The organism is Micromonospora sp. NPDC005206 (genome assembly GCF_040608175.1).
GTDB lineage: Bacteria > Actinomycetota > Actinomycetes > Mycobacteriales > Micromonosporaceae > Micromonospora.
The window spans coordinates 16,453-37,509 of record NZ_JBEXHU010000032.1 but is presented as its reverse complement, the minus strand read 5'-3'; the positions used below and the strand labels follow the sequence as shown (position 1 = coordinate 37,509).

Annotated in this window: 24 protein-coding genes and 1 riboswitch; of the genes, 6 read left to right on the top strand and 18 right to left on the bottom strand. The window is 71.9% G+C overall.

Going from position 1 to position 21,057, the window contains the following annotated elements; translation table 11 throughout:
- Positions 1 to 170 precede the first annotated feature (170 nt).
- Positions 171 to 944, top strand: a complete 774-nt coding sequence (locus ABZU69_RS33550) for a TSUP family transporter (protein ID WP_354968303.1) — start codon at positions 171 to 173, stop codon at positions 942 to 944.
- Between the two features lie 10 nt (positions 945 to 954).
- Entirely contained in the window at positions 955 to 1,725 is a 771-nt protein-coding gene (locus ABZU69_RS33545) for a GNAT family N-acetyltransferase (protein WP_354968302.1), read from the top strand.
- On the opposite strand, the gene def is transcribed toward ABZU69_RS33545, so the two are convergent.
- Entirely contained in the window at positions 1,722 to 2,231 is a 510-nt protein-coding gene (gene def, locus ABZU69_RS33540; protein WP_354968301.1) for a peptide deformylase, read from the bottom strand. The genes ABZU69_RS33545 and def overlap by 4 nt on opposite strands.
- Positions 2,232 to 2,262: 31 nt before the next feature.
- On the bottom strand, positions 2,263 to 3,483 hold the full coding sequence (locus ABZU69_RS33535) for a chorismate-binding protein (protein ID WP_354968313.1): 1,221 nt from the start codon (positions 3,481 to 3,483) through the stop codon (positions 2,263 to 2,265).
- A gap of 96 nt (positions 3,484 to 3,579) precedes the next feature.
- Between ABZU69_RS33535 and ABZU69_RS33530 the strand changes: the two genes are divergently transcribed.
- Positions 3,580 to 3,780, top strand: a complete 201-nt coding sequence (locus ABZU69_RS33530) for a DUF5999 family protein (RefSeq protein WP_074310192.1) — start codon at positions 3,580 to 3,582, stop codon at positions 3,778 to 3,780.
- 122 nt (positions 3,781 to 3,902) lie between these two features.
- On the opposite strand, the gene gcvP is transcribed toward ABZU69_RS33530, so the two are convergent.
- From gcvP to ABZU69_RS33515, 3 genes are all read right to left on the bottom strand, one after another.
- The gene (gene gcvP / locus ABZU69_RS33525) at positions 3,903 to 6,725 is read right to left on the bottom strand and encodes an aminomethyl-transferring glycine dehydrogenase (RefSeq protein WP_354968300.1); all 2,823 of its coding nucleotides are present in this window, start codon (positions 6,723 to 6,725) and stop codon (positions 3,903 to 3,905) included.
- Between the two features lie 71 nt (positions 6,726 to 6,796).
- Positions 6,797 to 6,895, bottom strand: a riboswitch (glycine riboswitch).
- A gap of 64 nt (positions 6,896 to 6,959) precedes the next feature.
- Complete coding sequence (locus tag ABZU69_RS33520) at positions 6,960 to 7,814, bottom strand: NAD-dependent protein deacetylase (protein ID WP_354968299.1); 855 nt, start codon at positions 7,812 to 7,814, stop codon at positions 6,960 to 6,962.
- A gap of 63 nt (positions 7,815 to 7,877) precedes the next feature.
- The gene (locus tag ABZU69_RS33515; protein ID WP_354968298.1) at positions 7,878 to 8,945 is read right to left on the bottom strand and encodes a MerR family transcriptional regulator; all 1,068 of its coding nucleotides are present in this window, start codon (positions 8,943 to 8,945) and stop codon (positions 7,878 to 7,880) included.
- Positions 8,946 to 9,057: 112 nt separating this feature from the next.
- Between ABZU69_RS33515 and ABZU69_RS33510 the strand changes: the two genes are divergently transcribed.
- Both ABZU69_RS33510 and ABZU69_RS33505 read left to right on the top strand, forming a co-directional pair.
- Complete coding sequence (locus tag ABZU69_RS33510; protein WP_354968297.1) at positions 9,058 to 9,723, top strand: SDR family oxidoreductase; 666 nt, start codon at positions 9,058 to 9,060, stop codon at positions 9,721 to 9,723.
- An 8-nt stretch (positions 9,724 to 9,731) separates the two neighbouring features.
- On the top strand, positions 9,732 to 10,010 hold the full coding sequence (locus ABZU69_RS33505; RefSeq protein ID WP_354968296.1) for a DUF1905 domain-containing protein: 279 nt from the start codon (positions 9,732 to 9,734) through the stop codon (positions 10,008 to 10,010).
- Here the strand turns inward: ABZU69_RS33505 and ABZU69_RS33500 are convergent.
- Complete coding sequence (locus tag ABZU69_RS33500; RefSeq protein WP_354968295.1) at positions 10,003 to 11,046, bottom strand: DMT family transporter; 1,044 nt, start codon at positions 11,044 to 11,046, stop codon at positions 10,003 to 10,005. The genes ABZU69_RS33505 and ABZU69_RS33500 overlap by 8 nt on opposite strands.
- A 25-nt stretch (positions 11,047 to 11,071) precedes the next feature.
- On the opposite strand from ABZU69_RS33500, the gene ABZU69_RS33495 reads away from it, so the two are divergent.
- Complete coding sequence (locus tag ABZU69_RS33495) at positions 11,072 to 11,998, top strand: LysR family transcriptional regulator (RefSeq protein ID WP_354968294.1); 927 nt, start codon at positions 11,072 to 11,074, stop codon at positions 11,996 to 11,998.
- A 57-nt stretch (positions 11,999 to 12,055) separates the two neighbouring features.
- On the opposite strand, the gene ABZU69_RS33490 is transcribed toward ABZU69_RS33495, so the two are convergent.
- From ABZU69_RS33490 to ABZU69_RS33435, 12 genes are all read right to left on the bottom strand, one after another.
- Positions 12,056 to 12,754 (bottom strand): DivIVA domain-containing protein, encoded by a 699-nt coding sequence (locus tag ABZU69_RS33490; protein WP_354968293.1) that lies wholly within the window; start codon positions 12,752 to 12,754, stop codon positions 12,056 to 12,058.
- Entirely contained in the window at positions 12,751 to 13,932 is a 1,182-nt protein-coding gene (locus ABZU69_RS33485; protein WP_354968292.1) for a globin domain-containing protein, read from the bottom strand. The genes ABZU69_RS33490 and ABZU69_RS33485 overlap by 4 nt, the downstream gene beginning before the upstream one ends.
- Positions 13,933 to 13,934: 2 nt before the next feature.
- A complete protein-coding gene (locus tag ABZU69_RS33480) occupies positions 13,935 to 14,333 on the bottom strand; it encodes a group 1 truncated hemoglobin (RefSeq protein ID WP_354968291.1) in 399 nt (132 codons plus the stop codon).
- Between the two features lie 355 nt (positions 14,334 to 14,688).
- Entirely contained in the window at positions 14,689 to 15,270 is a 582-nt protein-coding gene (locus ABZU69_RS33475) for a MerR family transcriptional regulator (RefSeq protein ID WP_354968290.1), read from the bottom strand.
- Positions 15,271 to 15,465: 195 nt separating this feature from the next.
- Positions 15,466 to 15,930, bottom strand: coding sequence for a bifunctional nuclease family protein (locus ABZU69_RS33470; RefSeq protein ID WP_007460347.1), 465 nt, complete (start codon positions 15,928 to 15,930; stop codon positions 15,466 to 15,468).
- Between the two features lie 185 nt (positions 15,931 to 16,115).
- The gene (locus ABZU69_RS33465) at positions 16,116 to 16,817 is read right to left on the bottom strand and encodes a MerR family transcriptional regulator (protein ID WP_354968312.1); all 702 of its coding nucleotides are present in this window, start codon (positions 16,815 to 16,817) and stop codon (positions 16,116 to 16,118) included.
- A 50-nt stretch (positions 16,818 to 16,867) separates the two neighbouring features.
- On the bottom strand, positions 16,868 to 17,320 hold the full coding sequence (locus ABZU69_RS33460; protein ID WP_007071101.1) for an FHA domain-containing protein: 453 nt from the start codon (positions 17,318 to 17,320) through the stop codon (positions 16,868 to 16,870).
- 217 nt (positions 17,321 to 17,537) lie between these two features.
- Positions 17,538 to 17,918: a glycine cleavage system protein GcvH gene (gcvH, locus tag ABZU69_RS33455; protein WP_089020879.1), complete on the bottom strand. Its 381-nt coding sequence runs from the start codon at positions 17,916 to 17,918 to the stop codon at positions 17,538 to 17,540.
- 60 nt (positions 17,919 to 17,978) lie between these two features.
- The gene (locus ABZU69_RS33450; protein ID WP_354968289.1) at positions 17,979 to 18,986 is read right to left on the bottom strand and encodes a DUF881 domain-containing protein; all 1,008 of its coding nucleotides are present in this window, start codon (positions 18,984 to 18,986) and stop codon (positions 17,979 to 17,981) included.
- A gap of 8 nt (positions 18,987 to 18,994) precedes the next feature.
- Positions 18,995 to 19,327: a small basic family protein gene (locus ABZU69_RS33445; RefSeq protein ID WP_007460356.1), complete on the bottom strand. Its 333-nt coding sequence runs from the start codon at positions 19,325 to 19,327 to the stop codon at positions 18,995 to 18,997.
- A complete protein-coding gene (locus ABZU69_RS33440; protein WP_354968288.1) occupies positions 19,324 to 20,265 on the bottom strand; it encodes a DUF881 domain-containing protein in 942 nt (313 codons plus the stop codon). The genes ABZU69_RS33445 and ABZU69_RS33440 overlap by 4 nt, the downstream gene beginning before the upstream one ends.
- Positions 20,262 to 20,894: a CDP-alcohol phosphatidyltransferase family protein gene (locus tag ABZU69_RS33435; protein WP_354968287.1), complete on the bottom strand. Its 633-nt coding sequence runs from the start codon at positions 20,892 to 20,894 to the stop codon at positions 20,262 to 20,264. Before ABZU69_RS33435 ends, ABZU69_RS33440 begins: the two co-directional genes overlap by 4 nt.
- Between the last annotated feature and the right edge of the window lie 163 nt (positions 20,895 to 21,057).

Below are 21,057 nucleotides of genomic sequence, written 5' to 3'. Positions count from 1 at the left end.
GGGTTGCCGGGTGGTGAAACTGCTGCTGTGTTCGGTGCTGGTGTTCGTGGCGGTGGGCGCGTTGGGGGTGTGGTTGCGGCGGGCGCGGGGTCGGTGACGTGCGGGGGCGCGAGTGAGGCTGGCCACTTCGGTACGGGCCGGGCGGGTCGGGGTGGGAAGAATTGCCGCCCGTGGACGCCGTATCGCTGAGCACCCTTCTGGCCGCCGCGGCCCTGGCCGGCTGGGTCGACGCCGTGGTCGGCGGTGGTGGCCTGCTGCTGTTGCCGGCGTTGCTGGTGGCCGCGCCCGGGCTGCCGGTGGCCACCGCGCTGGGCACCAACAAGCTGGCCGCGATCTTCGGCACGGCCACCGCGGCGACGACGTACGCCCGACGCACGAAGGTCGACTGGCGGGTGGCGGGGCCGGCGGCGGCGCTGGCGGTGCTCACCGCCGGGGTGGGCGCGGCGTTGGCCGGTGCGGTGCCGGCGTCGGCGTACCGGCCGGTGGTGCTGGTGGTGCTGGTGGCGGTGGCGGTGTTCGTGCTGCTGCGGCCCCGGCTGGGGGTGGTGGCGGTACCGCAGCGGCGGACCCCGGTGCGGGTGGCGGTGGTGATCGCGGTGGCCGGGGTGGGGATCGCTCTGTACGACGGGTTGATCGGTCCGGGCACCGGCACGTTCCTGGTGCTGGCGTTCACCGCGTTGGTGGGCGCGGACTTCGTGCACGGCTCGGCGATGGCGAAGGTCGTCAACGCGGGCACGAACCTGGGTGCGCTGGTGGTGTTCGGGGTGACAGGGCACGTGTGGTGGCTGCTGGGCGCGGGGATGGCGGTGTGCAACATCGCCGGCGCGGTGCTGGGGGCGCGGATGGCGTTGCGCCGCGGGTCGGGGTTCGTGCGGGTGGTGCTGCTGGTGGTGGTGGTGGCGTTGGTCGCCAAGCTCGGTTACGACCAGTGGCTGGCCCGGTGAGTCGGCGCTGATGCCGGTTCGCGCGGAGCACGACCGGGCCGTCCTGGCGGAGCTGCTGGGGCGTGATCCGGTGCTGCACGCCTACCAGTTGGGTGACCTGGACGACTTCTTCTGGCCGTACACCTCGTGGTTCCGCCGGGGTGAGCAGGTCGTGTTGCTGTATCACGGGGTGGACCCGCCGACGCTGCTGGCGTTCGCGGCGCCGGCGGACACCTGGGCGCTGGCGGCGTTGCTGGCCGAGGTGGCGCCGGTGCTGCCGGCCCGGCTGTACGCGCACCTGTCCCCCGGGCTGGCCGACGCGCTGGCCGGGTCTTTCCGGCTCGATTCCGGTGGCCGGCATCACCGGATGGCGTTGACCGACCCGGACCGCCTCGTGCGGGTGCGCCCGGCGGGCGTGGTGCTCGGCGCGGCGGACCTGCCGCCGCTGCGCCGGTTGTACGCGCGGGCGTACCCGGAGAACTGGTTTGACCCGCGGATGCTGGACACCGGGCAGTACGTGGGGGTGCGCGACGGCGGTGAGCTGCGGGCGGTGGCCGGGGTGCACGTGTGGTCGCCGGCCTATCGGGTGGCGGCGTTGGGCAACGTCACGACCGATCCGCGCTGGCGGGGGCGGGGTGTGGGCGCGGCGGTGGTGGCGGCGCTGTGCGCCCGGCTGCGCGAGAGCGTCGAGCACGTGACGCTGAACGTGAAGGCGGACAACGTGGCCGCGGTGCGGCTGTACGAGCGGGTGGGGTTCAGCTGGGTCGCCGACTACGACGAGTGGACGTTGACCGCCCGTTAGCGGCGGCGGCTGGGTGAGTCGAACCGGCCGGCGCGGATCTCGCGCAGGGCGCGGCGGCGGATGTCTCCGCGCAGGGTGTCGACGTAGAGCGTGCCGCGCAGGTGGTCGGCCTCGTGTTGCAGGGCGCGGGCGAGGAAGCCGCTGCCGGCGATGGTCAGCGGTTCGCCGTGCTGGTCGACGCCGTGGGCGGTGGCGTGCATGGCCCGCTGGGTCGGGAAGTACAGGCCGGGGATGGACAGGCAGCCCTCCTCGTCGTCCTGGGGTTCCTCGGACAGCTCCAGGGTGGGGTTGATCAGGTGGCCGCGGTGCCCGTCGGCGTCGTAGACGAACACCTGGGCGCTGACCCCGATCTGCGGGGCGGCGACGCCGGCCCGCCCGGGCGCGCCGAGCAGGGTGTCCATCAGGTCGGTGACCAGGGCGCGTAGGTCGGCGTCGAAGGTGGTGACCGGCTCGCACGGGGTGCGCAGCACGGGGTCGCCGATGATCCGGATGGGCCGCATGGTCATGCGGGTCAGCGTATCGCCGGTCGCGGCGGGTTCAGCGCCCGGCCAGGGTGGCGCGGATCGGGGCGGTCTTCGCGGCGGCCTCGGCGACCTCGGCGGTGGGGTCGCTGTCCCAGGTGATGCCGCCGCCGGCCCAGGTGTGCAGCCGCTCGCCGTCGGCGGCGGCGGTGCGGATGGTCAGGCCGAGGTCGACGCGGCCGGGGGCGACCCAGCCGAGCGCGCCCATGCTGGCGCCCCGGCCGACGGGTTCGAGGGCGTCGATCTGGGTCAGGGCGGCGAGTTTCGGCGCGCCGGTGACCGAGCCGCCGGGGCAGGTGGCGCGCAGCAGGTCGGCCAGGCCGAGGCCGTCGGCGAGGGTGGCGCGGACGGTGGACTCGGCCTGCCACAGGTCGCACCAGCGGCGTACGGCGAACAGGTCGTCGACGCGGACGCTGCCGGTGCGGGCGATGCGGGCCAGGTCGTTGCGTTCCAGGTCGACGATCATGATGTGTTCGGCGCGTTCCTTCGCGCTGGCGAGCAGTTCGGCGCGGCCGGCGGCGGTGGCGGGGCGGGTGCCTTTGATGGGTCTGGTGGTCAGCTGCCCGCCGGTGACCTCGACGAGGGTTTCCGGGGAGGCGCAGCCGATGGCCCAGCCGTCGCCGGTGAGCACGCCGCCGTAGCGGGCGCCGGGCAGCGCGCCGAGGCGGCTCAGGGCGGGCAGCGGGTCGCCGGTGTAGCGGGCGGCGGCGTGGCCGACGAGGTTGGTCTGGTAGACGTCGCCGCGGCCGATGGCGGCGCGGACCGCGTCGACGGCGTCGGCGTGCTGGCGTGGGGTCCAGCTCTCGGTCCACTCGTCGAGCCACCAGGGCGCGGGCGGGCCGGGCGGTGTGGGCCGGGCGGCGCCGTGGTCGTAGACGACCACGGCGAGGTCGGGCAGGGCGGGCGCGGGGTCGGGCGCTTCGGCCGGGGCGCCGGCCAGCAGCGCTCCGGCGGCGGCGGACAGGTAGAGCGCGGCGCCGCAGGGGCCGGTGGCCGGGTGCGCGGGGGCGGGCCGGGTCAGGTCGTGCAGCGCCAGGCCGTGCGCGGCGAGGAACTCCTCGGCGAGCGCGGCGGGGTCGCCGCCGTCGGTGCGGCGCCATTGCAGGCGGGCGCGCTCGACGAGCGCGCCCCGGCATCCGGGTGGCGCCGCGGGTGCATCGACCACCACCTGTGGGAGCGTTTCCACGCCGTATGGCCCAACCTTCCTCATCCGTTCAGTGGATTTCCCGTGCACCAGGCCGGCACCTGCTCGATGCTGGACACTTTCGCTTGGTACTGTGCGTCACTGGTCATGTGAACCATGACACAGTGCCCCCACAGTCCGGAGAACCCGATGTGCCAGCACCAACCGACCTGCCCCTCCGCCGAAGCCATCGACCGGGAAGCCGCCCGCGTCCTCGCCTGCTTCCCTGAGCAGGGCTGGAGCCTGCTTTGCAACGGTGTCATCGTGTTCGAGGACACCGGCGAGCTGCTCCCCGACGGCAGCAGCATCGCCCCGCACCGCGGCCCCGCCCGACACGCCCTCGTGGCCTGATTGACCACTCAGCGTCACCGAATCGCCGCCGTCGACCCAGGCTAGTCCCCGGTACGGGACGTCCCCGCCCAGGTCGGCGCGGCTGCCGGGGCGGCCACACCGCCCGCCCCGGCACCCCGTCGTCAGTCCTCGAAGGCCTCCGGCGACGGGCACGAGCAGACCAGGTTCCGGTCGCCGTACGCGCCGTCGATGCGCCGCACCGGCGGCCAGTACTTCCCGGCCCGGTCCACCCCGGCCGGGTACGCGCCCACCGACCGTGGGTACGGGTGCGCCCACTCGTCACCGCTGACCATCGCCGCGGTGTGCGGCGCGTTCGCCAGGGGGTTGTCCCCCGCCGGCCACTGCCCCGACCCGACCTGCTCGATCTCCGCCCGGATCGCGATCATCGCGTCGCAGAACCGGTCCAACTCGGCCAGGTCCTCGCTCTCGGTCGGCTCCACCATCAGCGTCCCGGCCACCGGGAACGACATCGTCGGCGCGTGGAACCCGTAGTCGATCAGCCGCTTCGCCACGTCGTCCACGCTCACCCCGGTCGCCTTCGTCAGCGGCCGCAGGTCCAGGATGCACTCGTGCGCCACCAGGCCCTTGTTGCCGGCGTACAGCACCGGGAAGTGCCCGCGCAGCCGCGCCGCCACGTAGTTCGCCGCGAGGACCGCGACGCCGGTCGCCCGGGTCAGCCCGGCCGCGCCCATCATCCGCAGGTACGCCCACGGGATCGGCAGGATCCCCGCCGACCCGTACCTCGCCGCCGAGATCGCCGGCGTCGCGTCCGCGTGCGCCCCCAGCGGGTCACCGGGCAGGAACGGCGCCAGATGCGCCCGCACCGCCACCGGACCCACCCCCGGGCCGCCGCCGCCGTGCGGGATGCAGAACGTCTTGTGCAGGTTCAGGTGCGACACGTCCGCGCCGAACTTGCCCGGCTTGGCGAACCCGACGAGCGCGTTGAGGTTCGCCCCGTCGACGTACACCTGCCCGCCGGCGTCGTGGACCTTCGCGCACAGCGACGCGATGCCCGTCTCGTACACACCGTGCGTCGACGGGTACGTCACCATGATCGCGGCGAGCGCCTCCCGGTGCTTGTCGATCTTCGCGTCCAGGTCGACCAGGTCGACGTTGCCGTCGTCGTCGCAGGCCACCACGACCACCCGCATGCCGGCCATCACCGCCGACGCCGCGTTCGTGCCGTGCGCCGACGACGGGATCAGGCACACGTCGCGGTGCGCCTCGCCGCGGCTGTGGTGGAACGCCCGGATGGCCAGCAGCCCGGCCAGCTCCCCCTGGGAGCCGGCGTTGGGTTGCACGCTGACCGCGTCGTAGCCGGTCACCTCGGCCAGCCACGACTCCAGCTGACCGATCATCTCCCGGTACCCGGCGGTCTGCGCGTCCGGGGCGAACGGGTGGATGTGCGCGAACTCCGCCCAGCTGACCGGCTCCATCTCGGTGGTCGCGTTCAGCTTCATCGTGCACGAGCCGAGCGGGATCATGCCCCGGTCCAGGGCGTAGTCGAAGTCCGACAGCCGGCGCAGGTAGCGCAGCATCGCCGTCTCCGAGTGGTGGCTGCGGAACACCGGGTGGGTGAGGAAGTCGCTGGTGCGGTGAAACTCGACCGGCAGGGCCGCCACGCCATCGCCGTCGAAGGTGGGCACACCGAACGCCGCCCACACCGCCGCCAGGTGTGCCACGGTGGTCGTCTCGTCGCACGACACACCCACCCGGTCGGCGTCGACCAGCCGCAGGTTGACGCCACGCTCGGCGGCGGCCGCCACCACCTCGCCGGCCCGCCCGGGCACGGTCGCGGTGACGGTGTCGAAGAACGCGACGTCCGCGACGTCCACGCCACCGGCGCGCAGCCCGGCCGCCAACCGCGCCGCCATGTCATGGGTACGCGTCGCGATGTCCCGCAGCCCGTCCGGGCCGTGGTAGACGGCGTACATGCCGGCCATCACCGCGAGCAGCACCTGCGCGGTGCAGATGTTGCTGGTCGCCTTCTCCCGCCGGATGTGCTGCTCGCGGGTCTGCAACGCCAGCCGGTAGGCGGGGTTGCCGTCCGCGTCGCGGGACACCCCGACCAGCCGGCCCGGCAGCATCCGCTCCAGGCCCGAGCGCACCGCCAGGTAACCGGCGTGCGGCCCACCGAAGCCCATGGGTACGCCGAAACGCTGCGTGGTGCCGGCGGCGATGTCCGCGCCGATCTCCCCCGGCGCGCGCAGCAGCGTCAACGCCAGCAGGTCCGCCGCGACGGTGACCAGGGCGCCGGCGGCGTGCGCGGCCTCGACCAGCGCCACGTGATCACGTACCGCGCCGGACGCCCCCGGGTACTGCAGGTGCAGGCCGAAGAACTCACCGGGCAGCTCGTCGCCCTCGACGTCGAGGACCCGCACCTCGATGCCGAGTGGCTCGGCCCGGCTGCTGATCACCGCGATGGTCTGCGGCAGCGCGTCGGCGTCGACCACGTACACCGCGCTCTTGCTCTTCGATGCGCGGCGGGCCAGGGTCATCGCCTCCGCCGCGGCGGTGCCCTCGTCGAGCATCGACGCGTTAGCGGTCGCCAACCCGGTCAGGTCGGTCACCATGGTCTGGAAGTTCAGCAGCGCTTCGAGGCGGCCCTGGCTGATCTCCGGCTGGTACGGCGTGTACGCCGTGTACCAGGCCGGGTCCTCCAGGACGTTGCGGCGGATCACCGCTGGGGTGTGCGTGCCGTGGTAGCCCAGTCCGATCATCGACACGGCGACGGTGTTGCGCGCCGCCAGGGCCCGCAGCTCGGCGATCGTCTCGGCCTCCGTGGCCGGGTCCGGCAGGTCCAGGGTGCCGTGCCAGCGGATCACCTCGGGGATCGCGGCGTCCATCAGCTCGTCGATCGAGCCGTGCCCGACGACCTCCAACATCCGGCGCTCATCGTCCGGGCCGGGACCGATGTGACGGGTGGCGAACTGCTCAACGGTCATGGGGGCACTCCCGGGACGAGGTCGACGGATCGGCCTCCCCCTCTGTCGCGCCCGCACAGCGCTCCACAGTGCCTGCCCACGAGGTCCTTTTGCCTGAGAGGTTCCGGGGAGGATTTGCCCCTTCGGCGCCGCCCCGGGTGCTGTCGGGCGGTCTCTCCCACGTGGGTGGTACCGGCATGGTCAACGCTACCAGCGCCGGTGTTTCCGGCAGATGTCCTACCCCCGGACCCGCCGTCACACCCCGGCTGGAGTGACCACCGCCGCGCCGCCGGTGACCCGTTCGGCCAGCGCCGGTAGCAGCGCCCCCAACGGCGCGTCGACGCACACCGTGGCGTACCCGTCACCCCGGGTCGCACCCTGGTTGACGATCGCCACGGCAATGCCCCGTTTCGCCGCCCGAATCACGAACCGGCGGCCCGACATCACCGTCAACGACGACCCGAGCACCAGCACCGCCCGAGCCTGCTCCACCAGCGCGAAGCAGCGCGCCACCCGCTGCGGCGGCACCGTCTCACCGAAGAACACCACGTCCGGTTTCAACATCCCCGTGCCGCAGATCCCGCAGTCCACCGGCCGGAACGCGGCCACCTGCTCATCGGGGAGATCCACGTCACCGTCCGGGTTCACCGCGGCGACCCGGGCCACGAAATCCGGGTTGGCCTCGCGCAGCCGGCGGTCCACCTCCTCCCGGGAGGTCAGGTTGCCGCAGTCCAGGCAGGTCACCTCGTCCAGGCGGCCGTGCAGCTCGACCACCGACCCGCTGCCCGCCGCGCCGTGCAACCCGTCGACGTTCTGGGTGATCACCGCGTCGACCAGACCGGCGTGCTGCAGCCGCGCCACCGCCCGATGCCCGGCGTTCGGCGCCGCCCGGGCGATCAACCGCCATCCCAGGTGGCTGCGCGCCCAGTAGCGCCGCCGCGCGACAGGATCGCCGGTGAACGCCTGGAAGGTCATCGGCGTGTGGCGGCGGGCCACCCCGCTGGGCCCCCGGTAGTCCGGAATACCCGACTCGGTGGACAGGCCGGCCCCGCTGAGCACCACCACCTGACCACCGGCCACCAGCGAGGTCAACGCGTCCAGGCTCTCCATCACCCCTCCATGCTGCCTCAACGCACCCGCCGCCGCCGAACCCCCGCCGACCTGTGGTGGTGACTACACCGCGACGATGTCGGCGATGACGCAGGCGATGTTGTCCGGCGCTCCGGCCGCCTGAGCCAGCTCGATCAGTTCCCGCACCGTGTGCTCGGGATCGGTAGCCGCACTGAGCGTCGACCGCAGATCGGCGCGGTCGACGACAGCGGACAGCCCGTCGGAGCACAGCAGGTACCGATCACCGGGCAGGGCGATGCGTAGCGCGAGATCAGCCTCGACCTGCGGGCCGGCGCCGAGGGCACGCACCAGCACAGCGCGCTGAGGATGCGCGGCGGCCTGGTCGCGGTCGAGCCTGCCCTGATCCACCTGCGCCTGCACCCAGGTGTGGTCCTGGGTCAGCAGGGACAGCTCACCGTCGCGCAGCAGGTAGACCCGTGTGTCACCGATGTGCACCAGGGCCAGCTGGGAGCCGCTGCGCAGCAACGCGGTCAGCGTGGTGACCGGCTGATGGTCACCGGTCGCCAGCGCGCGCACGGTGCGGTCGGCGTCGGTGACCGCACCGGCGAGCATCGTCAGCAGGTCAGCAGCCGGCGCGTCGGTGAGCTCCAACGGTTTGAGGGCGTCGATGGCGGCGGCGCTGGCGGCAGCGCCGCCGGGTCCTCGCATGCCGTCAGCGACGGCGAGCAACCGCTCGCTGGCGTACGCGGCGTCCTCGTTGCTGTCACGCACGATCCCGGTGTCACAACCGGTGGCGTAGCGGACGGCGACGGTGGGATTGGGTTGAGACATGGTGGCGCCCCCTTCGGACAGGTGGTCCACGAGGATGGTGGCGAGCCGGGCGCGAGCCGCGGTGTCGGCGGACACCCCCTGCCAGTACGCGGTGACCGCCTCAGCCGCCGCCGCGGGCTCCAGGGCACAAACGACGCGGATCTGCGCCAGTGGCATGCCGATGCGACGGAGCTGGGCGATCAGCCGAGCCAGAGGCAGCTGAGCCGGGTCGTAGAGCCGGTACCCGGACTCGGGATCGACCGCGGCCGGCGGCAGAATCCCCACCTGGTCGTACAGGCGCAACGCCTTCGGCGTCAGTCTCGCCGCCTGGGCGAACGCCCCGATGGTCAGCAGCCCCACGTCGACATCCTCCTCGTGCCGGTCACGGCGACCGGCACACCCCAGGCTGGGGGTTGCCCGAAGGGCAAAGTCAAGAGGACCCGACCCGCTGCACCGCCGGTAGGTTGGGCGCATGCGTGTTCTCATCGCCGGAGGCCACGGCAAGATCGCCCTGCTGCTGGAGCGTCACCTCGCCGCGCGCGGCGACACCGCCGTCGGCCTGATCCGCAACCCCGACCAGGCCGACGCGCTGCGCGCCGCCGGCGCCACCCCGGTCGTCTGCGACCTGGAACACACCGACCGCACCGACCTCGCCGCGCACCTCGACGGCGCCGACGCGGTGGTCTTCGCCGCGGGCGCCGGCCCCGGCAGCGGCGCCGCCCGCAAGGACACCGTCGACCGGGCCGCCGCCGCGCTGCTCGCCGACGCCGCCACCCACGCCGGTGTCCGCCGCTACCTGCTGGTCTCCTCCATGGGCGTGGACAACCCACCCGCCGCCGGCGCCGACGACGTGTGGGCGGCGTACCTGCGCGCCAAACGCGCCGCCGAGGACGACCTGCGCGCCCGCGACCTGGACTGGACGGTGCTGCGACCCGGCCGGCTCACCGACGACGAACCCACCGGACACGTCACCCTCTCCGCGCACGCCGGGCGGGGCGCGGTGACCCGCGCCGACGTCGCCCTGGTTCTCGTGGCGCTGCTCGACGAACCACGCACCGCCGGCGAGACCCTGGAACTCGTCAACGGGCCGACGCCGGTCGCCGACGCCGTCCGCGCCAGCACCGCCGAACCGACGTGAGGAGCGCAATGGCCGCGCAGCCACTGGACCACCGCTTCACCGCGCCGATCGAGAAGGACGGCGCCTTCGCCACCTATGTGACCGTGCCTGACTCCGCCGAACTGCTCGGCACCCGCCGCGCCGTCAAGGTCACCGGCACGATCGACGGTCACCCGTTCAGCGCCACCCTCATGCCCTCGGGCACCGGCCCGCACTGGCTGCCCATCCGGGCCGCCCTGTGCAAGCTCATCGGCAAGAGCGAGGCTGGCGCCGAGGTCACCTTCCACCTCGACCAACGGCTCAGCTGACCGCGGCAGGATGTCCTGCCCCATCCTGCGCACCCTGGGCCTCGGGGTCGGCTGCCGGGGGCGGGGCATGGTCTCGGCGGCGGGTGCGGGTCGGTCGGAGCTGGAGGACGGCGACGGAGGACAGCACCAGGGCGCCGCCGGCGAGCTGCACCGGGGTCAGGGATTCGCCGAGGATGAGCGCGGCCAGCGCGGTGGTGACCACGGGTTCGAAGGTGGACAGGATCGCGGCGGTCGATGGGCCGGTCCGTTTCAGGCCGGCGAAGAAGGTCAGCATCGCCACAACGGTGGAGACCACGGCGATGCAGGCCAGCCAGAACCATCCCGGCGCCTCGAAGTCGAGGTCGACCCCTCCGGTGAACAGGGCGCGCGCGCCGAGGGTGCCGGCGGCGCCGGCCATCACCAGTGCGGCCAGCAGCACGGGCGGCAGCCGGTGCACGACGGTGTCGGCGACGAGGATGTAGCCGGTGTAGGTGAGCGCCGAGGCGAAGGCGAGCAGCGCCCCGAGCGGGTGGAAGCTCACGCCACCGGCGCCGATCAGGACCAGCAGCGTTCCGCCCGACGCGGCCACCAGCGCGGCGCCGCGTCCCGGGGTGAGCCGGTCGCGGCCGAGCAGTACCGCCGCCACGGTGACCAGGACGGGGTAGGTGTAGAGGATCAGGGACAGCAGCGAGGCGTCCATCAGTTGCAGAGCCGAGAAGAACAGACTCGCCTGTGTGGCGTACCCGATGGCACCCAGCCCGATGGCGGTGGTCAGCACCCGGCCGCGCGTCGCCGACGGCCGGTTGCCCGGTTCGCCCCGGTACGGACCCGGCTCCGTTCGGCGCAGGCCCGGCCGCACGAGCAGGACCAACCCCAGCAGCACGGCGGCCAGGGTGAAGCGCACCAGCAGCAGCGCCCCGGGCGAGACGCCGGCGTCGTAGGCGAGTTTGCCGAAGATCGCCATAGCGCCGAAGCACGCCGCGGACCAAAGGCACAGTGCGGGACCCATGCCGACAAGGATCAGCGACCAGACTCGCCAGGTCCAGCGATGATTCATGCAGGTGACTCGTTAGAATTCCCGCATGATTGCCTTGGATCTGCGGCGGCTGCGCTTCCTTCGCGAGTTCGAGGAGCGGGGCACCCTGGCTGCGGTCGCCGCAGCCCTGGGTTACAGCCCGTCGACGGTCTCCCAGCAACTGGCCATCCTGGAGAAGGAAATCGGCGCCCGGCTGTTCGACAAGGCCGGGCGGGGCGTACGACTCACCGACGCCGGACACCTGCTTGCCCTGCATGCGCGCCTGCTGCTGTCAGCGGCCGAAGCGGCAGAAGCCGCCCTGGCCGCGTTGAGCGGTGAGATCCGGGGCACCGTACGCGCCGGTGGCCTGCAATCGGCGACCCGTCGCCTCCTGGTTCCGGCCCTTGCCCGCATGAACGTCGACCACCCGCAGGTGCGCGTGGAGATCTTCGAGCTGGAACTCGAACAGTCCCTGCCAAGCCTGCGCCTCGGCGCCGTCGACCTGGTCATCGGCGACGAGTACGACGGCCACCCCCGCCCCCGCCCGGCCGGGCTGCGCTTCACGCTCCTGCTCGAGGAGCCACTGAAGATCGTGCTACCGGCAGCGCACCCACTCGCCCGGCCCAAACGCCCCGTCGCGGTCGCCGAACTGCGACCCGACATCTGGACCACGTCCGCCGAGGGCACCGGCCACCACGCCATGGTCGTCGGGACCTGCCGATCCCTCGGCGGCTACGAGCCCGACCTGCGGCATCGCTGCAGCGACGCCGACGTGCAACTCGAACTCGTCCGCGCCGCGGCAGCCGTCGCCCTGATGCCGGCCCTGACCCTGCCCACGGACGACCCCGCTCTCGCCATTCGCGACATCGCCGAAGCCACTCTCAAACGCCGCCTGGTCGCCGTGACCCGGGACAGCCCCCCGGCTCCCGCGCTGACCGCCCTTCTGACGGCCGTAACGAACCAGGTACACACGCTCAGCCCCGGCCCTCGATAGCCACCGCGACCGCCTCGGCAGCCGGGTGGGGTCCGCCAGGCGGACCCCACCCGAGCATCACCGCTGCTGCTGGTGACGCGGCAGCGCCGTCTGCCCCGCCGCGCCGACCGCGAACGGCGCCCCCGGCGTCTCCTTCGCGATCCGGTCCATCGTGCGGGCCAACTGCTCGCTGCCGTCGTCGAGATGCCGCGCCGCCGCCTGCATGTGCGACACCATCATCTCGCCGAAGATCCGCAACGCCTCCCGGGTGGCCACCGTGTCGTCGAAGCTCGACCCGGCCGAGCTGCGGTAATCCGCCACCGCCCGCTCGGCCTCCTGCTTCGCCTCCTCCGCCGCCGCCTGCATGTAGCTCTCGTACTGCACCCGGGCGTACTCGGCGACCCGCCGCGCGTAGTCGTGCGCCTGCGCGATGATCTGCTCCGCCTCCCGCTGCGCCGCGGAAAGCAGATTCACCTCCTTGGCGGCCGGCACCTTCGCCGCCGCGCCCGTACTCGGGATCACGCCGTGCCGGTGCAGCTCCACCCGGTCGTTGAGCCGCTCGTTCTCCGCGCGCAGGTTCGCGACCTGCGTCGCCAACAGGTCCAGCTCATCGGCGACCTGCACCCGGAACCGGTCCACATCGGCGTTGTCGTAACCACGCCGACCGAACGACGCCGTGCCGAACTCCCACCGCCGGACCCGGTCCGCGGTCATCCGCACCTGCACACCGCCGACGACCTGCACGCCGTCGTACCGGCTGATCGGGGTCGCGCTCACCGAACAACACCTCCGGAGTTGTCACCAGCGGTCGACTGCTCCACCGCCGTACGCCAGGCCGGGCCGTACCAGTGCTTGCCCAGGCCCTCGTGGTGCACCTGATCCGAGTGGTAACCCGCCCGGACCAACGTCTGCACCGCGTGCGAAACCATCTCGTCCGACCCGCACACGTACACGTGCCGGGAGCGCCAGTCACCATCGGCCAGCGCCCGGTCCACGGCGTGCACGAACTCCCCCGACCGGTTCAGGTCGGCGCCCACCACGTAGGTCACCGTCAACCACGGGTACGACGACGCCAGCTTGTCGATCGCGTCGCTGTCGTAGAACTCGCTGCGGGAACGAGCCCCCACGTACAGGTCCACCCGCCGTCGGGAACCCTCCGCGGCGACCTGCTCCACCAGCGCCTTCACCGGCGCCCAGCCGGTGCCCGCCGCCAGCAGCACCAGATCGCTGGAACCCGCCGCCCACAACGACAGCCGATCCCCCACCGGCGCCGCCAGGTGGATGCGGTCACCCACCGCCGAGCCGTACACCAGCCGCGAGGACACCGCGCCACCCGGCGCGGCCCGCACGTGCAGCTCCAGGGTGCCGTCCGCGCGGGGCGCGTTCGCCGGCGAGTAGTACCGCCACGAGCGCACCGCCGGATGCGACACCCCGATCGACTGACCCGGAGTGAACGGCAGCAGGTACTGCGGGCGCACCGTGAGCACCGCCACGTCGAACGCCCGCCGCTCGTGCGCGACGATCTCCGCCACCCACCACGGCGGATTCACCGTCTCCGCGGCCTGCGCGGCCTCCGACATCACCTGCGCGACCAGCCCGTACGCCGCCGCCCAGTCCTGCGCCAACTCCTCGGTCCACTGCTCGGCCAGGAAGTGCTGCAACGTCGCCAGCAGCGCCTCACCGACCGCCGGGTAGTGCTCCGCGCGGACCGCGAACTTGCGGTGGTCCGCGCCGAGGTCCCGCAGGAAACCCACCAGATGATCCACCTGGTCCACGTTGGACACGATGTGCCCGAGCGCGGTCACCAGCCGGTCCCGCTGCCCGGCCATGTTCGTCGGGAACATCTGCCGTGTCTCGGGATGGGACAGGAACAACGTCGAATAGAAATAGAGCGGCACCTGGTCGCCGTGCCCGGCGACCAGGGACCAACTCTGCTTGAGTCGAGCCGCGTCCACGATCAGACGCCCGGACGGTTCCCGGCGGCCACCACCTGGTTCTGCACCTGCTCCAGCACCGTCTGCACGTCGGCCAGGATGTCCGCCGGCACACCCAGCTCGGTCAGCGTCACGATCAGGTGCTCACCCACCTTGACGTAGTGCTCCACCGGGATGTTCAGCGGCTGGTGCGCCTCGGCCAACCCGCGGCCGGCGTACTCGTTCGGACCGCCCAGCACCGCGGTCAACATCAACGTCAGGTGCCGCCGCTGACCCGGCATGTTCACATCGGCGAAGTAGCCCGCCAGGTCCGGGTCGGCGAGCACCTTGTCGTAGAACAGCTCGACGGCCGCCTTGACCGAACTGGCACCGCCGATGCGGTCGTAGTGCGAGGCGGGAGCGGCTTCTTCGGTAACCGTCACGGTCGTTCCTTCCGGGGTGGAGAGTCGCGCTGGGTCGGCGCGGAGGGGCAGTGGACCACCGGAGCGACATCGTCATGCCACGGCGCCACACCGGGGACCGTGGGCGACCATAGCGTGTCGACGTGGCCCGGCGAGCGCCCCCCTATCGGATGCCCGACAACAATCCGACACAGACCGTCATCACGACCGACGCCGCCGTCCACACTCGGCAACCGACCCGACACACACTGTGGATCATCAAGGTGTCCACCGGGCAGCGAGGAACCGCCGACCTGACGCGCAGTCACCGATCGGCAGCGGAAAAACTAAACGTGAAAACCGGGCGCGTCGACAGCCCCGGCGACCCAAGCAGCGCTCAGCCGGCCCGTCGCCGGGCTCGCCGCGCCGCCAACTCGTCGCCCACCGGATCCGACCCGGACGCCGCCACCGGCTCCACCGGGCCGCTCGTCGCCGGCTCCGCCGGCAGATGCGACAACGAACCCTGGATCTCCTTGAACGCCCCACCGATCGCGATCCCGAACACGCCCTGACCACCCTGCAACAGGTCGACCACCTCCTCCGGGGACCGGCACTCGTACACCGTCGTCCCATCGGAGATCAGCGTGATGTCGGCCAGGTCCCCCACCCCACGCGACCGCAGCGCCTCGATCGCCTTGCGGATGTTCTGCAGGGACACCCCCGCGTCCAACAACCGCTTCACGACCTTCAACACCACCAGGTCGCGGAACGAGTACAACCGCTGCGTCCCCGAACCCGAGGCGTCACGCACGCTCGGCACCACCAGCGCCGTCCGCGCCCAGTAATCCAACTGCCGGTAACTGATGCCCACCGCGTGACATGCCGTCACACCCCGGTAGCCCACCGAACCGTCACCCTCAGTGGCCACACCCGGCTCGTCCAACTCCGTACCCGGATCAGGATCCTGCGGCTCGTGCATCCGGACAACCTCCCCGTCAGTGCGGCGACGCGTCGTTTCCCGGACGCGCACCCCTCGACACGGCAACCCTATCGCCACCGTCAGGGGTTACCACAGAGGAACCGACGCGACACGCCGCGCAGCCACCGAGAAAGATCACCAGAAGCGCCAAGGATCACCCACAGTGACGCCTCGTGAAGGGCCGGGAAGACCGGCTCAGCCCGCGAAGTCCTCCGGACGCACCTGCTCCAGGAACTCGCGGAACTTCTCCACCTCGTCCTCCTGCTCATCCGGGATGACGATCCCCGCTTCGCTGAGGACCTGCTCGGCACAACGAATCGGCGCACCGACCCGCAACGCCAACGCGATCGAATCGCTCGGCCGCGCCGACACCCGCACCCCGTCGCCGATCAACAGATCCGCGTAGAAGACGTTCTCCTTGAGCTCGGTGATCTCCACCGCCTGCAGAGGCGCCTGCAACGCCGCCAACACGTCCCGCAGAAGATCATGCGTCAACGGTCGGGCCGGCTTGACCCCCTGCTGCTCATAAGCGATAGCCGTGGCCTCGACCGCGCCGATCCAGATCGGCAGATAGCGGTCCCCCTCGACCTCCCTGAGCAGGACGATCGGCTGGTTGCTGGGCAGCTCCACCCGAACTCCGACCACGCTCAGCTCGCGCACCGCCGCCTCCGTGTCGTTGTCACCTACGCCGCACCGCGCCCTTCCCTGCACGGTACACGGACCGCGACACGGCCGTCCCATGCGCTACGGCACCACGCCCGCGCCAGAAAGGGGTTACCCCGGCAAGCCTACGGCACGCTTCCCGGAAGGGATCTTTCCGCTCAGCCGCCACCCGCCGGGCCCCTTCACCGGCCCAACGTCGAACGCAACCCCACCCGCACCAACGCGGCGTGCAACTGCTCCGACAACGCCACCAACTCCCGCGCCGTCTCCGCCGCCCGCGCCCGCGCCGCCGGATCACTCTGCCGCGCCAACGGCGCCACCAACTGCGCGAACAACCCGACCTCACGGTCCGCCGCGGTCCGATAACCCCGCAGATGCCGCGGCTCCAACCCGTACGCCGCCAAACCCGCCACCGCCGACGCGATGATCAACGCGTCGCCGTCATACCACCCCGGCGGATCCGACACCAGCACACCCAGACGCTCCAGCTCGACCAACGTCGACTCGTCGATCCCACTGCGCGCGACCAGATCAGCCCGGCCGAGCCGCACCTGCGACGACTCGGCCGGCTCCGCCGACTCCCGACCCGGCACAGCGCCATCGGGCCCCACCGCGACCAACGCCGGCCGCGACCGCCCCGGCTGCTCACCGGACGAGTCCCACTCGGCCAACTGCTCACGGATCACCCGCAACGGCAGGTACTTGTCCCGCTGCGCGGTCAACACGAACCGCAACCGCGCCACATCGTCCCAGCTGTACTTCCGGTAACCCGCCGCAGTCCGCTGCGGCTCGACCAGCCCCTCGGCCTCGAGGAACCGCAGCTTCGAAATCGTCGTGTCCGGGAAGTCCACCCGCAACTGCCCCAGCACCTCACCGATGCTCATCAGCGGCTGGGACCGGGCCGCCCCGGGTGGCGTGGAGGCCGCAGGCTCGTTCACCCCCGGCCGGCCTCCTCCTCCGGGCGCGGACCGGCGATGAACACCACCCGGAACTTACCGATCTGAACCTCGTCACCATTGCTCAGCGTGGCCGCCTCGACCCGCTCACGATTCACGTACGTGCCGTTCAGGCTGCCGACGTCCCGCACCGTGAACGTGCCACCGTCCCGGTGGAACTCAGCGTGCCGCCGCGACACCGTCACGTCGTCCAGGAAGATGTCACTGTCCGGGTGCCGGCCACTCGTCGTCACATCGTGGTCCAACAGGAACCGGGCACCCGCATTCGGGCCGCGACGAACCACCAGCAGCGCCATACCCGGCGGCAACGAACCGGACATCCGGCTCGGCACCACATCGGTGTCCGGCCCCTCCAGCACTTCGTCGAGCGAACCGAGATTGAGCGTCGAAGTGACGTCGAGCGGGGGGAACTCGTCGTCTGGGCGCGTCATGGGACCACCTCACGGATCTGTTCGGTTGGCGTCGGGTAATGGCGGGTCTGGCCGCCGGGCACTCGAACACCCGGCGGCTGGCTCCCCGTGCCCGGGAAGGCAATTCCGCAACGCTCAACACTTGGGTTCTTCTCGGTCGACTGGGCGAGCCTAGCCAGCGCCGAAATGCAGGGCAACCGGACGCGCGCAGACATCCCACGCACCGGATCAAGCACACTCAGCCTTCGGTGATCTTGCGGTACGCGCCCGCCGTGAGCAACCCGTCCACCGCTGTCGGATCATTCGGGGTGATCTCCACCAACCAACCCGCACCGTACGGCTCCGTGTTGATCAGCTCAGGCGTGTCACCCAGCGCCTCGTTACGCGCCGCCACCGTACCGGCCACCGGCGCGTAGATCTCCGACACGCTCTTGGTCGACTCGATCTCACCCAACGAGTCACCGGCCGCAACCACCGCACCCGCCTCGGGCAACTGCACGTACACGATGTCACCCAACGCGTCCTGCGCGAAGTGCGTGATGCCGACCCGAACAGAACCGGTGCCGTCACCCGCCACCCACTCGTGCTCAGCGGTGTATCGCAGATCCTCGGGAATCACCAGACGCGTCCTTCATCCATCGGTGCCCCGGACCACCCGGGCCCGGCGCGGCCGCGCCGGTCAGGAGACCGGACGGGCGTGATCCAGCTTGATCGGCGCGTGCAGCGCCGAAACCTCGACAACCCCACGCTCCTCAACGGTCACGTTACCGCCGACACCCTGGACCGACGCGACCACCCCACCAGGAATGTTCAACGCCGTACGCATCGTCGCCGGGTCACCGATCACCGTGATCGTGAACGGCGCCGCCAACCGACGCCCCTCCACCACCAACGACCCGCTCTCCCCATCCAGGAAGTACGTCGACGCGATGATCCGCACCGTCGCCCGATCACTCCCGGAAATCTGCATCGCCTCCGCACCGGCGCCCCGCAGTTCCTGCACCGCGTCCAGCACCTGGTTCGCCGAGATCGGCTTACCGCCGCCAGCGTCGAACCGCACGGTCAACCCCGGCCCCGTCGCCGGCAACGTGCCCGCCAGGATGCCCAACTCGTCCGCCCGCCGCGTCGCCTCGTCCAACGCCGCCTGCCGACCCTGCTCACCCGAACGCAACTGCCGCTGGCTGTCCTCCAACGCCCGGATGTCCTGCTGCAACCGGTTCTCCCGGGCATCCAGGTCCGACAGGATCCGCACCAGGTCCTCCTGCCGCGTCGCCCCCAGCGTCGGATCCGTCGACGTGGTCTTGAACTGCACCACCAGCGTGAAGCCCAGCAACGCCAACAGCGCCACGATCATCACCCCGGCCGTGCTCCACCGGAACCGACCCCACGCCAGCGACCTCGCCGGCGCCACCGGCTCCTCAGCCGACCCCGTCGACCCGTCCGACCGCGACACACCGCTCAGGTCCACCGTCGCGCCCTCGTCGACCGGCGCCCCCCTGGACGCCTCGGCCAGCTGCTCCTGCTCCGGCTCCCGCTCCGCCGGCCCCTGCGGCGCCAACGGGCTCAACTCGTCCGGATCCGGCGCGTCCGGTCGCGGATCCGGCTCACCCGCCGGCCCACCCGGGCGCACCGGACCCGCGGGCTGCGGCCACCCGGTACCCGTGTCGGTCTGCTCATCGCTCATCACTGACAAACCTACGCCCGGAACAGGTGCCGACGGATCGCCGCCACGTTGCCGAAGATGCGCACCCCGAGCACGACCACCACACCGGTGGACAACTGTCCGCCCACGCCCAACTGGTCACCCAGATACACGATCAGACCAGCGACCAGCACATTCGAGATGAACGACACCACGAACTGCTTGTCGTCGAAGATCCGATCCAGCTTCGCCCGCACCCCACCGAACACCGCGTCCAACGCGGCCACCACCGCGATCGGCAGGTACGGCTGCAACGCCGCCGGCACCGTGGGATCGAGCCACACGCCGAGCACCACACCGGCGAGCAACGCCAGCACCGCGATCATCGGCCACCTCCGGAGGGGCTAGCGGTCGTCCCCGAACCGGACGACCCAGGACTGCCGGACCGGACACCCGACGCGGAAGGGCTCGGACTGACCGACGGCTTGGCGTAGCGTAGCTGCGGCTCCGGCGCCGCCGGCAGGGTGAGGTCCTCCGCCTCCCGCACACCGAACGACAGACCGGTCTTCTGCGCGACCTCCCGCATCAGGTCCGCGCTCCGACTGTCCTCGAACCGCCGCTGCAACGAGCCCGGGCCGATCGCCGACACCTCGTACGGCCCGGTCACCGGCCGGAAATCCACCAGGATCGCCTCACCCGCCAACCGGATCGTCGACGTCGAGGTCAACCGCTGCCCGTTGATGGCGATCGCCTCCGCGCCCGCGCTCCACAACGCGTTCGCCACCCCCTGCAGGTCGCTGTAGAGCACCCGGGGCGGCCCCGCGCCCGCGCCGGTCACCACATCCTGGTTACCCGGCGCGTCAGCCAGCCGCACCACCACGCCGTCTCCGCGCACCCGACCCAGCCCGGTGCTCGCCTCCAGGTTGCGCAACCGCGCCGCGGCCGAACCGCTCAACGCCGCGTCCCGCTGCCGACTGACCTCCTCGCGCAGCTCGTCGGCGCGTGCCGAGAGCCGGTCGGTCTCGCTCACCCGCTCCTTGATCTGCGCCACCAGCCCGGAGCGTGCCTTGCTGCGCCCCGGCTCGTCCGCCATCGTCTGCCGGTACGCCACCGCGAAGAGGAAGCCCAGCACCACCACCACGACCAGGCTGACCGAACGCGCCGGCCAGGCCCGCCACCCCTGCGGCGCCTCGGGCGGAGGCGACCGCCTGGCGGCCGCCGCGTCGGCGTACCCCGGGTCGAGCGGGTTGCGGAACAGCTCGGTGAGGAAGTCCGGCGCGTACACCCGCTCCGGCCGGTTGCCCCCGGACCGCGGCGCGCTCACGCTGCCGCTCCCGGGTCGCGTGCCGCGCGCACCAGCCGGGCCGCCTGCACCACGTACATTCCGCCGGCCACCCAGTAGAGCACCAGCCCCCACCAGGCCAGCCCCCAGCCGATCGCGGCGGCCGCGGTCGCCACACCGGTCGACGCGGTGGCCAGCAGCAGCACCGGGAACGCGGCGAGCAGCAGGAAGGTGGCGGTCTTGCCCACGTAGTGCACCGGCGGCGGCCCGTACCCGTAGCGGCGCAGCACCCCCAGCGAGCCGAGCAGCAGCAACTCCCGGGCCAGCAGCGCCGCGGTGAACTCCCACGGCACCACCTCCCGGGCGGTGAAGGCGAGCAGCGTGGCGAGGATGTAGAGCCGGTCGGCGAGCGGGTCGAGCAACTCCCCGAGTCTGCTCACCTGGCGCAGCCGGCGGGCGATCCAGCCGTCCACCCAGTCGGTGGTGCCACCGATGGCCAGCACGACGAGCGCCGCCACGTCGGCACGGGCGACCAGGAACAGGTAGAGGAAGAGCGGCACGCCCAGCAGTCGCCCGAAGCTGATCAGGTTGGGCAGGGTGAGCACCTGGTCACCGGGAGTCTGGTCACCGGTGTCTCGCGGATGCTCTGCCCGAGCCGGCCGACGCGACACCGAACCTCCTCCGCGGCACGCTCCGACGCCCGGCCGACGTCGGGCGCGGCGGAGGTCGTACGCGCTGTCGGGCCGGCCACCGCCGGCTCCCCCTGCGGCCCCGGACGGGACCTCTTCCCTGACACGACCCGCGATCTCGATGATCACGGGCCGGGTGAGTGCG